Source organism: Actinacidiphila paucisporea, from assembly GCF_900142575.1.
Lineage (GTDB): Bacteria > Actinomycetota > Actinomycetes > Streptomycetales > Streptomycetaceae > Actinacidiphila > Actinacidiphila paucisporea.
This window is the reverse complement of record NZ_FRBI01000051.1, coordinates 1-14,149: the sequence shown is the minus strand read 5'-3', so window position 1 is coordinate 14,149 and position 14,149 is coordinate 1. Positions and strand designations below refer to the sequence as shown.

Sequence of the window (14,149 nt, the reverse complement as noted above, 5' to 3'; positions counted from 1 at the left end):
AGGCGGAGAGATGTGTCGGTGTGCTCGTGGGCGAGGGAGTGCAGGACGACGTCCATGCCGCGGTTGTCGGTGCGGGTCAGGAAGTGGTCGGCGTAATCCTGGGTCCGCGAGTCCGCAATGTCCTGGGCGTCGTAGCCCAGTTCGGTGGTGAGGGTGTGGTGTTTGGGCAGGCTTGCGGTGGCGTACAGGCGGGCGCCGAGGTGGCGGGCGAGGTGGGTCGCGGCTTGGCCGACGCCGCCGGTCGCGGTGTGGATGAGCAGGTTCTGCCCGGGCTTGAGATCCGCCAGGGTCACGAGCGTGTAGTACGCGGTCGCGTAGGCCAGCGTCGCCGAGGCCGCCTGGGCGGGCGTCCACCCTTGCGGCACCCGGGCGAGGACCCGGTGGTCGGTGACCGTGGTGGCGCCGGTGCCGTGGGTGAGGATGCCCATCACGCGGTCGCCGACCTCGAAGCCGGTCACGCCAGGGCCGATCTCCGTGATGACGCCGGCGCCTTCTGACCCGATGTGCGGTGCGGGCTGGGGGTACATGCCCAGGGTGATGAGCACGTCGCGGAAGTTGAGGCCCACCGCTTCCAAGGCGATCCGGACCTGGCCGTGTTTGAGGGGCTGTTCGAGGTCGGGGGCCGGGAGGAGGGCGAGGTGGTCGGGGCTGCCCGGTGAGGTCAGGGCGAGCCGCCAGGCGCTGTCGCTGTCTGCCGGGATTGTGAGCTGGACCTGTGGGGTGTTGGTCAGCCGCGGTGCGGACAGCTCGCCCTTGCGCAGGGCGGCGTACGGCTCGTCGGCCGCCCGGACGGTGGCGACCGCCGCGATCAGAGCCGCTGTCGAGAACGGGTGGCCGTCCAGGTCGATGAGCGTGATCCGCCCCGGGTGCTCGCTCTGCGCCGTCCGCACCAGGCCCGTCACGGTCGCCTGCACCAGATCGGGATCGTCCGCAGGGTCGACCGAACTGCCGCGCGAGGTGAACACGACCAGGTGGGTGTCCTCTGTCTGCGGCCTGCCAAGCCAGTCCTGGAGCCGCAGAAGCGTTCCTTCGGCTGCCGCGTGCGCCCGTCCCACCATGTCCACGCCGTCCGGCGGCGCGAAGAAGCGCAGCGCCACGGCAGGCGCGGGGTCGCTCAACGCGTCGAGGTCGGGGTGGCTCGGCAGGCCCAGGCCGACCGGGTCCGCGCCCCAGACCGCCCAACGGTCGGTGTCCGTCTCCGCGCCGGCGAGTGGAAGCGCGGTCCATTCGACCCGGTGGAAGGCGGCGTCCCCCGCCCCGGCAGCAGGTGCGGCCAGCGCGGCGGGATCCAGCGGGCGGGTGGTGAGCCGTTCGACGGTGACCAGCGGCTGACCGGCCGGGTCGGTCAGTTCGACGGCCACCGCATCCTCACCGATCCGGGTGAGGTGGACGCGCGCGGCCGTGGCGCCGGTGGCGTGCAGCCGTACCCCGCTCCATGCGAACGGCAGCCGCGTCCCGCCGTCCGCCGCCAGCGCCAGCGCGTGCAACGCGCTGTCCAGCAGCGCCGGATGGATGCCGTAGTCCGCCGCGTGCGGTGGCTCCTGCTCCGGCCCGTCCGCGCCGAGCCGGATCTCGGCGTAGAGGTGGTCGCCGTCCTGCCAGGCCGCGGTGAGGTTCTGGAAGGCGGGGCCGTAGCCGTACCCGCGTGCGGTCAGGGTGTCGTACGCCCCGGCGAGGTCGAGCGGAAGTGCTCCCGCGGGTGGCCGACTTCCGCCCTCGGCGGCCGGGTTCGGGGCCGGGGCACCGGCCGTGAGGGTGCCGGTGGCGTGCCGGGTCCACGGGACCGACGCCGCCTCGTCCGCAGGCTCGGGACGGGAGTGGATGCTGACGGCGCGCCGCCCGGTGCCGTCCGGCACGCCGACGGTGGCCTGCAACTGCACCGCCTGCTCCGCGGGAAGGACGAGCGGGGCTTCGAGGGTCAGCTCCTCGACGGTGTCGTGGCCGGTGTCCTCGCCCGCGTGCAGGGCGAGTTCGACGAAAGCGGTGCCGGGCAGCAGCACCGTACCGGCCACGGCGTGGTCGGCCAGCCACGGGTGGTCGGCGAGGGACAGTCGCCCGGTCAGCACGGAGCCGCCGTCCTCCGCGAGGCGTACCACCGCACCGAGCAGCGGGTGCCCGGCCGGCGACTGGCCGACATCGGCCGGGTCACCGCCGCCCGCCGCAGCGGGCACGTCCAGCCAGTGCCGGTCCCGCTGGAAGGGGTAGGGCGGCAGGTCCACCACGTGCGCGCCGGCCGGGTCGAAGAAGGCGTCCCAGGCCACGGTGCCGCCGTTGACGTGGAGTTCGGCCACCGCCGCCGTGGCGGTGAGTGCGGCGGGCCGGTCGGCGCGCAGCAGCGCGGCGAAGGCGGGTGCGGCCCGGGTGTCGCCCTCTGCGGTGCCGGACGCCGCCGACTCGCTGTCCGTCGCGGCCTCCACGCCATCCCGGGCCGGCGCGGTCAGTACGGCGTCCGGCCCCAGCTCCAGGTACGCGGTGACGCCGCTGCCGTGCAGCCACCGCACGCCGTCGTGGAAGCGGACGGTGCCGCGCAGGTGGCGGGCCCAGTAGTCGGGGGAGCGCAGTTCCGCGTCGGTGGCGGGCCGGCCGGTCACGTCGGAGACGATCGGCACGGACGGCGCTGCGAAGCGCAACTGCTCCGCGACGGCGCGGAAGGCGTCCAGGACGGGGTCCATGTGCGCGGAGTGGAAGGCGTGTCCGACGACGAGCCGTTTGGTGCGGCGACCCCGTGCCCGCCACAGCTCCACGACCCGCGCCACCGCGTCCTCGTCCCCCGAGACGACCGTGGACGCCGGCCCGTTGACGGCAGCCAGGCTCAGCGCGGGCTCGGCGTCGAGCACCGGCCGCAGCTCCTCCTCGGTCGCTTCGAGCGCGGCCATGGCGCCGTCCTTGCGGGTCGCCGCCATCAGGCGCCCGCGCGCGGCGACCAGTTGGGCTGCGTCAGAGAGGTCGAGTACGCCGGCGACATGCGCTGCGGCCAGCTCGCCGATGGAGTGGCCGAGCAGCACGTCGGGCCTCACGCCCCACGAGGTCACCAGGCGGTAGGAGGCCACCTCCAGGGCGAACAGCGCGGCCTGCGTGAGGTCGGTGCGGTCGACCAGCGCCGCGCGCGGGTCGTCCTCGGCGGCGAAGACCACCTGCTTGAGGGGCAGTTCGAGCAGCGGGTCGAGATGCGCGCACACCTCGTCGAAGGCGGCAGCGTACGCAGGAAAGGCCTCGTACAGATCGCGCCCCATGCCCGGCCGTTGGCTGCCCTGCCCGGTGAAGAGGAAGGCGGTACGCGTGCCGCGCCTGGCCGTGCCGGTGACCAGGCCGGGGGCCGGCCGGCCGGCCGCCGCGGCCCGCAGGCCGTCCAGCAGCCCGTCCCGGTCGGCGGCCAGGACCACCGCCCGGTGGTCGAACGCGGTACGGGCCGTCGCCAGCGTCAGCCCGACATCGGCGGGCGACGCCGGCGCGGTGCGGTCGACGTGGCCGAGCAGCCGCTCGGCCTGGGCCCGCAGTGCGCCCTCGGTGCGCCCGGACAGCACCCAGGGCACGACGGGCCCGGCCGCTGCTCCTGCCGCTCCAGCGGAAGGCGTTGCCGCCGCGTCCTCGGCCGGCGAGGACGCGGCCGCCTGCCCCGGCGCCTCCTCGATGATCACGTGCGCGTTCGTACCGCTGATGCCGAACGAGGACACCGCCGCCCGCCGGGGACGGTCCGTGCGCGGCCACGGCACCGGCTCGGTGAGCAGCGACACCGCGCCCCCCGCCCAGTCCACGTGCGGCGACGGGGCGTCCACGTGCAGGGTGCGCGGCAGGGTGCCGTGCTCCAGCGACAGGATGATCTTGATGATGCCGGCCACGCCCGCGGCGGCCTGCGTGTGCCCGAGGTTGGACTTCACCGATCCCAGCCGCAGCGGGCGCTCGGCCGGGCGGTTGCGGCCGTAGGTGTTGACCAGGGCCTGGGCCTCGATGGGGTCGCCGAGTTCGGTGCCGGTGCCGTGCGCCTCGACCGCGTCGACATCGTGCGGCGCCAGCCGCGCGTGGGCCAGCGCGGCACGGATGACGCGTTCCTGCGAAGGGCCGTTGGGGGCGGTCAGGCCGTTGCTCGCACCGTCCTGGTTGACGGCGCTGCCGCGGATGACGGCCAGCACGCGGTGGCCGTTGCGCCGCGCGTCCGACAGCCGTTCGAGCAGCAGCAGCCCCGCGCCCTCGGCCCAGCCGGTGCCGTCGGCGGCGGCCGCGAAGGGCTTGCAGCGCCCGTCGGGGGCCAGGCCGCGCTGCCGGCTGAACTCCACGAAGGTCGCCGGGGTCGCCATCACCGTCACGCCGCCGGCCAGGGCGAGCGAGCACTCCCGGTCGCGCAGCGCCCGGCAGGCGAGATGCGCCGAGACCAGCGACGACGAGCACGCGGTGTCCACGGTGACGGCCGGGCCCTCAAGACCGAGGGCGTAGGCGATACGTCCCGAGGCGACGCTGCCCGCGCTGCCGCTGACGAGGTAGCCCTCGAAGCCGGCCGGCGCGGGGTTGAGCCGCGAGCCGTAGTCGTCGTACATCACCCCCGTGAAGACGCCCGTGTCGGTGCCTCGCAGGTCCGCCGGGCGCAACCGGGCGTGCTCGAAGGCCTCCCAGGCCGTCTCCAGCAGCAACCGCTGCTGCGGGTCGGTGGCGGCGGCCTCCCGCGGGGACATCCCGAAGAAGGCCGGGTCGAAGTCGGCCGCGTCGTGCAGGAAGCCGCCTTCGCGGACGTAGGAGTGACCGACGGCGTCCGGCGAGGGGTCGTACAGCCGCTCGACGTCCCAGCCGCGGTCGGCGGGGAACGGCCCCACCGCGTCGGTGCCTTCACGCAGCACGGCCCACAGGTCCTCGGGGGTGCGGACGCCGCCCGGGTAGCGGCAGGCCATGCCGATGACGGCGACCGGCTCGTGCTCGCGGTCGACCGCCTTACGCAACTGCTCGCGGGCGTCGTCCAGTTCGACCGCGAGCCGGTTCACGTAGTCGCGCAGCCGGTTTTCGTTGGCCATCTGTGTCATCCGTCTCAGTCGTCTCGGTCTTCTCAGCCGTCGAGAAGGTCGGGTCGCGGATCGTGGCGGTCCAACCCGAACCGCTGGTCGAGCAGGTCGAAAATCTCGTCGTCGGAGGCGGCGGCGACCGTGTCGGCCACGGAGGCCACGGAGTCCCCGGAGGCCTCGGTGTCCGAGGGCGCCGCGCCGCCGTCCGCCGAACCCTCGGTGAGCCCGGTCCAGCGGGACGCCAGCGACCGCAGCCGCGAGGCCACCGCCGCGTCCTGGCCGGGGTCGCCGCCGCCCGGGCGGTCGGCCAGGTCGGCGCCGCCGAGGGTGGCGAGCACCGCTTCGAGGCGTTCGAGCTCGTCGAGGAAGCGGCTGCGCGGATCGGCCGGTGCCGGAGCCAGCGCGGTGAGCAGGTGCCCGGCCAGCGCCGCCGGTGTCGGATGGTCGAAGACGACGCCCACCGGCAGTTGCAGCCCGGTCGCCCGGCCCAGCAGATTGCGCAGCTCGACGGCGGTCAGCGAGTCGAACCCCAGCTCGCGGAAGGGCTGTTCCGCGCTGATCGACTCGGTGCCGGTGTGCCCGAGCACGGCCGCGACGTGCGTGCCGACGAGGTCGGCGAGCAACGTCTGCCGGTCGCCGGGGGACAGGTCGGCGAGCTTCGCCCGCAGGGTGTCGCTGTCGGAACCGCCGGTGCCCCCCTCGGGCTGCACGGCCCCGTCGCGTCCCGATACGCCGCTCGCCGCGGAACGCCTTCCCGTCGGGCGCAGCAAGTCCCGCAGGACCAGGGGCCTTTCCGCGCCGCCGGGCAGCTCGCCCGCCAGGTCGAGACGGGCGGTGACCACCGCGGGCTCGCCGCTCGCGAGCGCCGCGTCCAGCCGGGCCAGGCCCTGCCGGGCACTGAGCGGCGCGAGCCCCAGGGCGCGCAGCCGGCGCCGGTCGCCCTCGCCGAGCCCCGCGGCCAGGCCCGCGTCGAGATCCCACCAGCCCCACGCGAGCGACTGCGCCGCCAGGCCCTCGGCGCGCAGCCGCACCGCGAACGCGTCCAGGAACGCGTTCGCGGCGGCGTACGCGGCCTGCCCCGCGGTGCCCAGCGTGCCCGCCACCGAGGAGAACAGCACGAAAGCGGGCGCGCCCACGCCGCGGGTCAGCTCGTACAGGTGGACGGCGGCGTCCAGCTTCGGCGCGAGCACCCGGTCGATACGGTCGGCGGTCAGCCGGTCGAAGGCCGCGTCGTCGGCGACACCGGCCGCGTGCACCACGGCGGTCAGCGGCCGGTCGGCGGGCACCGTGGCCAGCAGCGCGGCCAGCGCGGCCCGGTCCGCGAGGTCGCACCCGGCCACCATGACCTCCGCCCCCAGCGCGGCCAGCTCCTCCGCCAGCGCCTCGGCCCCGGGCGCGGTCGGCCCGCGCCGGCTGACCAGCAGCAGGTGGCGTACGCCGTGCTCGGCGACGAGATGCCGCGCGGTCAGCGCACCCAGGGCGCCGGTGCCGCCGGTGATCAGGACGGTGCCGCCGGGCGCGAAGGCAGACACGGCGTCCGCGGGCGTACGGCCGCCGGACGCCGTTGCGGGTGGCAGCAGGGCCAGCCGGGGCACCCGGGCCTCGCCCTGACGGATGACGATCTGCGGTTCGGCAACGGGGGACGGGGGCCGGGACCCGGCCTCGTACCGCGACTCCGACTCCGGCCCGGGCCCGGTCGCCGCGAGTACGGCGGCCAGCGCCGCCCAGGACGCCGCGTGTCCGTCGACGTCCACCAGAGCGAAACGGCCCGGGTGTTCGGTCTGCGCGCTGCGTACCAGGCCCCAGAGAAGGGCCTCGCCGGGGTCGACCGTGCCACCCTGCGGCTCGTCCGCGACACCGCCTTGGGTGAGGACGACCAACCGCGCGCCCGCAGACCGATCGTCGCCCGTCCAGGCCTGCAACCGCCGCGCCACGTCGTGCAGTTGCTCGTGCAGTGCGGCGAGGTCGGCCGAGCCCGGCACCGGAAGACCGTCCGCGTCAACGCCGGGCCTCGCGAACGCCGATGACGGCAGCAGCACGGTCTCCGGCAGCTGCCCCGGTGCGCCCAGCAAGGCATCGACGTCCGCGAAGGCGGCCACCTGCCCGGGAAGCACGGCCGCGACCCCGGCGGCGGACGAGCCGACCACCGCGAGTCCCGCGCCCGTGGACGTGGCCGCGCGGGTCGTCAGCTCCGGCGCCGGCCGCCACTCGACCCGGTAAAGGGGTGCCGCGGGCATGCCGCCGCCGGCCGGGCCCGCCGGCAGCGCGCGCAGCAGCAGTGACTCGGCGGTCAGCACCGGCGCTCCCGCCGGGTCCCAGGCCCGCACGGTGACGGCGCCGTCCTCGGTCGGGGACAGCCGCACCCGGAGCGTGTCGGCGCCGTGCGCGTGGACCGTGACGCCGGAGAAGGAGAACGGCAGCCGCGCGACGGCGTCGTCGGGCCCGGTCAGGTTGAGGGCCTGCAAGGCGGCGTCCAGGAGGGCGGGGTGCGTGGTGTATCCGTCTGCCGCACCGTCGACGTCGCCCGGCAGCGCGACCTCCGCGTACGTGTCGCCGCCGTGCCGCCACAAGTGGCGCAGGCCCTGGAAAGCGGGCCCGTAGCCGAGGCCGAGCTCGGCCAGCCGGGCGTACGCGGTGTCCGCGCCGGCCGGTTCCGACCCCGCGGGCGGCCAGGCGCCCGTCCACGGCTCACCGCCGGCTCCCTCGGGCTCCGGCGCGAGGACGCCCGAGACCACGCGGGTCCACGGCTGGTCGTCGTCGCCGGCCGGGCGGCTGTGCACGGTCACCGTACGCCGCCCGTCGGGGCCGGGCGCGGCGACTGCCAGCTGCACCCGTACCCCGCCGGAAGAGGGCAGCACCAGGGGCTGCTCCAGGGTGAGTTCGGCGATGTGGCCGGCGCGGACCCGGCTTCCCGCGGTCGCCGCCAGCTCCACCCAGGCGGTCGCCGGCAGCAGCACGGAATCACCGACCACATGGTCGCCGAGCCACGGATGCGCGGCCGTCGACAGCCGGCCGGTCAGCAGCAGCCCGTCGTCCCCGGCCACCGGCAGCGCGGCGCCCAGCAGCGGGTGCCCGGCCGCGTCCAGGCCCAGCCGGTCCGCACCGCCGCTGTCCCCGACCTCGCCGGCCAGCCAGAAGCTGCGGCGCTGGAAGGCGTACGTGGGCAGGTCCGGCAGCGGGCGATCGACGCCGTCCGGCAGGCCCGGCAGGCGTACGGCGAGGCCGTCGGCCCACGCGCCGGCCAGCGCCGCGACCACCCCGCGCACCTCAGGGCGGCCCGAGCGCAGCGTCGCGACCAGGGCGGCACCCTCCCGGCCCTCGGTCGAGAGCGTGTCGTCGACCATCGCGGTCAGCACCGGATCGGGTCCCAGCTCCACCCAGCGGGCCACCCCGAGCGCGGCGGCGGCGGCCACGCCGTCGGCGAACCGCACCGGCCGCCGGATGTGGTCCACCCAGCGCTCGGGCGCGCCGAGGTCGTCGGCGTCGGCGAGCGCGCCGCTCAGGTTGGACACCAGCGGGATCGCCGGCGCGCCGAACCGCAGCCCCGCCAGCACCTCGCGGAAGGGCGCGGCCACCTCGTCCATGTGCGCGGAATGGAAGGCCCGCGACACCGTCAACCGCTTGGTGCGGGCACCACGCTCCCGCCACACCCCGACCACCGCGTCGACCGCGTCGGCGTCGCCCGAGACCACGCTCGCCCAAGGGCCGTTGACGGCCGCGACCGACACCCGGCCGTCGTACGCGGCCAGCGACTCCACGACCTCCGCCTCCGGCGCCCCGATCGCCGCCATCGCCCCGTCCGGCCGTACCGCACCCATGAGCCGGCCGCGGGCGGCGACCAGCGTGCAGGCGTCCTCCTCGGAGAGCACGCCGGCCACGTGCGCCGCGGTGATCTCACCGAGCGAGTGCCCGATGACCACGTCGGGCACCAGCCCGTGCGCCTCCAACAGCCGGTGGAGCGCGGTCTCCAGCGCGAACAGGGCGGGCTGGGCGTACTCCGTCCGGTCCAGCAAGCCGGCGTCCGCCGAGCCTTCCGCCGCCCAGACCACCGCGCGCAACGGCCGTTCCAGCACGCCGTCGAAGCGGTCGCACAACCGGTCGAAGACGGCGGCGAACTCCGGGAAGGCGGCGTGCAGTTCCCGGCCCATGCCGAGCCGCTGGCTGCCCTGCCCGGTGAAGAGGAAGGCGGTGCCGCCGGTGCGGCCCGGGGCGCCGCGCAGCAGTTGCGCCGCGTCCGCACTACGGCCGGTCCGTGCCGCTGTGCCGTCCTGGGGCCGCGCTCCACTTGCGGCGCTGTCCGCCGTGCCGAGGGAGAGTCGGGCCGCCTCACCGGCGGTGCCGCCGCTCGTGGTGCCACCGGTGCCGTCCGGAGAGCCCGGCAGCAGCCCTGCCGTGTCCGTACGGCCGCCGTTGCCGCCCGCGCTGCTGCCGCTACGGCCCCGCGTGCCGTCCAGCAGCTGCGCGGAGCCCGCGCCGCCACCACTCGCACCGGACTGCGGGCCTCCGGCGGACTCGCCGGCCGCGAGCGCGGCGAGACCGCCCAACGCGCCCTGCCGGTCCCCGGCGAGCACGACCGCCCGGTGGGCCAGCGCCGTGCGGGAGAGCGCCAGCGCCCCGCCGACCTCCGGCAGCGTCAACGAGGGCCGGCGCGCGATCCACGCGTGCAGCCGTTCGGCCTGCGCGCGCAGCGCGGGCCCGGTCGCGGCGGACAGCACCCAGGGGACCACCCTCCCCTCGTCCCCGCCGCCATGCGTGGCCCCGGGCACACCGGCGGCTATCGCCTCGGTCAGGTCGGCGACGGCGTCGCTCCTGCTCCCGGGCTGCGCAGGGACGCCGTTCAGGTCACCGACGGTGCCGCCGCCATGAGCCGCGTCGGCGGACGACTCCGCCGCCGGCTCGCCGGGCTCGTCCGAGGGCGCCTCGGCGCCCGGCTCGTCCCCCCGCGCCGCAGGCGCCTGTTCGAGGATCACGTGCGCGTTCGTACCGCTGATGCCGAACGACGACACCCCCGCCCGGCGCGGGCGGCGCAGCGCGGGCCACTGCTCGGTCGAGGACAGCAGGGAGACCGCGCCGGCCGTCCAGTCCACGTGCGGGGACGGCTCCTCGGCGTACAGGGAGCGCGGCAGGACGCCGTGGTGCATGGCCTGCACCATCTTGATCACGCCCGCCACGCCCGCGGCGGCCTGCGTGTGGCCGATGTTGGACTTCACCGTGCCCAGCCGCAGGGGCCGTTCCACGGGGCGGCCCTTGCCGTACGTCGCGAGCAGGGCCTGCGCCTCGATCGGGTCGCCCAACGCCGTGCCGGTGCCGTGTCCTTCGACGGCGTCGACCTCGGCGGTCGTCAAACCGGCATCGGCCAGGGCCTGTTCGATGACGCGCTGCTGGGCCGGACCGTTCGGGGCGGTCAGGCCGTTGCTCGCGCCGTCCTGGTTGAGGGCCGAGCCACGGAGGACGGCGAGGACGGGGTGGCCGTTGGCGCGGGCGTCGGAGAGGCGTTCCAGCAGTACCAGGCCGACGCCCTCGCTCCAGCCGGCGCCGTCCGCGGCGGCCGAGTAGGCCTTGCAGCGGCCATCGGCCGCCATGCCGCGCTGGCGGCTGAACTCCACGAAGACCTGCGGGGTGGCCATCACCGTCACGCCGCCGGCCAGCGCCAGCGAGCACTCGCCGCGGCGCAGCGCCTGCGCCCCCAGGTGCAGGGCCACCAGCGACGACGAGCACGCGGTGTCCACGGTGACGGCCGGGCCCTCAAGACCGAAGGTGTACGCCAGCCGGCCCGAAGCCACGCTGCCGCGGCTGCCGTTGCCGACGTAGCCCTCGACGTCCTCGGGGACGCGGTGCAGCCGGGAGCCGTAGTCGTTGTACATCACGCCGACGAAGACCCCGGTACGGCTGCCGCGCAGGCGGTCCGGCGCGATGCCGGCCCGCTCGAAGGCCTCCCACGACGTCTCCAGCAGCAGCCGCTGCTGCGGGTCGGTGGCCAGCGCCTCGCGGGGGCTGATGCCGAAGAAGGCCGCGTCGAACCGGTCGGCGTCGTAAAGGAATCCGCCGTGCCGGGCGTAACTGGTGCCCGGATGCTCCGGGTCCGGGTGGTACAGCGCGTCGGTGTCCCAGCCCCGCCCGGCCGGGAACTCGCCGATTGCGTCGCGCTCTTCGAGCACCAGGTCCCACAGCGCGTCCGGGGAGTCCACACCGCCGGGGTAGCGGCAGCTCATCGCGACGATCACCACGGGGTCCTCGTCGTCCGCCGGCCGCGGCCCGCCGCCGACGCTCCCGACGACGGTCTCGTCGGCGCCGCCGACCACCTCCCGCAGGACGAAGGCCGCCAGCCGGGCCGGCGTGGGATGGTCGAAGACCAGGGTGGCGGGCAGCCGCACCCCGGCCGCCTGCGCGAGCCGGTTGCGCAGCTCCACCGAGGTCAGCGAGTCGAAGCCCACCTCCTTGAACGCGCGGTCCGGCGCCACCGATCCGGGGTCGCCCAGTCCCAGCACGGTCGCCGCGTGCGTCCGCACCAGATCGAGCACCACCGTGGCGCGCTGCTCCGCGGGCAGTGCCGCGAGCCGGCCGGCCAGACCGCCCGGCACGGCACCTGTACCGCCGTCCGCCGCGGTGCCGGACGCCGCACGGCGTACCGGCGTCCTGACCAGGCCCTGCAGCACATCGGGCAGCATGCCGTCCGCGGCCTGCCGGCGCAGCGCCGCGGGTTCGAGACGCATCGGCACCGCGTCCGCGCCACCGGTCGCGAGTGCCGCGTCCAGCAGCGCCGTCCCCTCCTGCGCCGTCAGGGCCGCGATGCCCGAACGCGCCATCCGGTCCAGGTCCGTACGGTCCAGGTGACCCGTCATGCTCGCGCCGCCCTGGTCGGCCCACAAGCCCCAGGCGAGCGAGGTCGCGGCCAGGCCGCGGGCCCTGCGGTGGCCGGCCAGGCCGTCGAGGAAGGCGTTCGCCGCGGTGTAGCTGCCCTGGCCCGCGCTGCCCAGCACCCCGGTCACCGAGGAGAACAACACGAAAGCCACGAGGTCGAGTTCACGGGTCAGCGTGTGGAGGTGCCAGGCCGCGTCGACCTTCGGCCGCAGCACGGCCGAGGTGCGCTCGGGCGTCATCGAGGTCAGCACGCCGTCGTCGAGCACGCCCGCCAGGTGCACCACCGCCCGCAGTGGATTGCGCGCCGGGATCGAGTCCAACAGGGCCGCCACCTGGTCGCGCTCCGCGACGTCGCAGGCCGCGACCCGCGCCTTCGCGCCCAGCGCCGACAGTTCGGCCACCGCTTCCCGGGCGCCGGGTGCCGCCTCGCCGCGCCGGCTGGTCAAGACCAGGTTGCGCACGCCGTGTTCGGCCACCAGGTGGCGGGCCGTCAGCCGGCCCAGCGCGCCGGTGCCGCCGGTCACCAGCACCGTGGCGTCCGGACCGCCGAACCGCGGCGCCTCCGCCGCTTCCTCCTCCGCCGCCTCCGGCTGCGCCGGGACGCGTACCAGGCGCGGCACGTGCACCTGGCCGCCACGCAACGCGGCCTGCCGCACCGGGCCGCCCAGCAGCGTCGACAGCGCCAGATACGAGGCGCTGTCGTGATCGACGTCCACCAGGCCGAAACGGTCCGCGTGCTCGGCCATCGCGGTCCTGACCAGACCCCAGAGCGCCGCCGCGGGCATGTCGCTCACGTCGTCGTCACCGTCCACCGACACCGCGCCCCTGGTCGCGACCACCAGCCGGGCCCCGGCGTACCGCTCGTCGGCGAGCCACCGCCGCGCCAGCGCCGTGAAGCGGTGCACCATCACGTGCGTACGCTCCGGCACCCCGGCCGGTGACGGGGCCGCGCACGGCACCGGGTCACCGCCGTCGGTCCCGCTCACCAGCGCCGCGCACGACAGCCCCGGCACGACCACCACGGCACCCTCGGGCAACAGCGGCTCACCGGCGCGCGGTTCGCCCGCGGCGCCCGAGTCACCTGCTTCAGCCGGCGCCGCGGGAAGGCCGGCGATCACCCGGACACCGGGAACGTGCGCCCGCAGCGCGGCGGCGATCCCGTCGCCCCCGTCGTCCAGGACGACCAGCGCGGCCGGTCCGCCCGCAGGCAGCCGGACCACCGGCCACTCCAGGCGCAACAGGTCGCCGCCCGCGCCGGGTTCGCCTGCCGCACCCGCCAGACGTTCCAGGTCCGCCAGCCGTACGGGCCGCAGCGCCACCGACTCCACCGACGCCACCGGAACGCCGTCAGCGTCCATCAGAACGAACGACACCGCGTCGGTCCCGGTCCGCACGATCCGCGCCCTCACCGCCGCGGCGCCCACGGCGTGCAGCCGCACATTGCGCCACGCGAACGGCAGGCCGGTCCCCGTACCCGCGGCGCCCCCGCCCGCGCCCGGGGTACCCAGACCCGGGTGCAGGGCGGCGTCCAGCAGCGCCGGGTGGATGCCGTAGTCCGCCGCCGAGTCCCGCTGTTCGGCCGCGAGTTGCAGCTCGGCGTAGAGGTCGTCGCCGTCCTGCCAGGCCGCGGTGACCGCCTGGAAGGCCGGTCCGTAGCTGTAACCGCGGGCGAGCAACTCCGCGTACAGCACGTCGGTGTCCAGCGCATCCGCCCCCGCGGGCGGCCAGGCGGTGTCCGTCAGGCTCAACGCGGGTCCCTGCGAGGTCGCCAGCGTCCCGGAGGCGTGCCGGGTCCAGGCGGTGGCGTCGGGGTCGTCGGCGTCGGCCGGTTCGGGCCGCGAGTGGATGGTGAGGGTACGGCGGTCGGCGTCGTCGGGCGCGCTCAGGGTGAGGTGGAGCTGGACCGCCTGGCCGGTGTGCAGGAGGAGCGGCGCTTCGAGCGTCAGCTCCTCGAGGGTGTCGTGTCCAGTCTCCTGCCCTGTGTGCAGGGCCAGTTCGACGAATGCGGTGCCGGGCAGCAGTACGGTCTCGCCGACGGCGTGGTCGGCGAGCCACGGGTGGTCGGCGAGGGAGATCCGCCCGGTGTAGAGGACCCCGTCGTCCGGGAGCTGGACGACCGCTGCGAGCAGCGGATGGTCGGTGTCCCGCAGCCCGGCCTGCGTCAGGTCTCCGGTCGCGGTGGGCGGTGTGAGCCAGTAGTGGGTGGTTTGGAAGGGGTAGGTGGGGAGGTCGGTGGTGGGTGTGTTGGTGAAGTGGGTGGTCCAGTTGATGGGGGTGTTGTGGGTGTGTGCGTGGGCGAG

Annotated in this window: 1 protein-coding gene and 1 pseudogene; both read right to left on the bottom strand. The window is 75.8% G+C overall.

The features are described from left to right. Positions 1 to 4,901, bottom strand: a pseudogene (locus BUE44_RS34880) (beta-ketoacyl synthase N-terminal-like domain-containing protein); the annotation flags it as partial. Positions 4,902 to 5,032: 131 nt separating this feature from the next. Next, a partial coding sequence (locus BUE44_RS34875; RefSeq protein ID WP_073503038.1) for a type I polyketide synthase occupies positions 5,033 to 14,149 on the bottom strand: 9,117 nt, incomplete at its 5' end.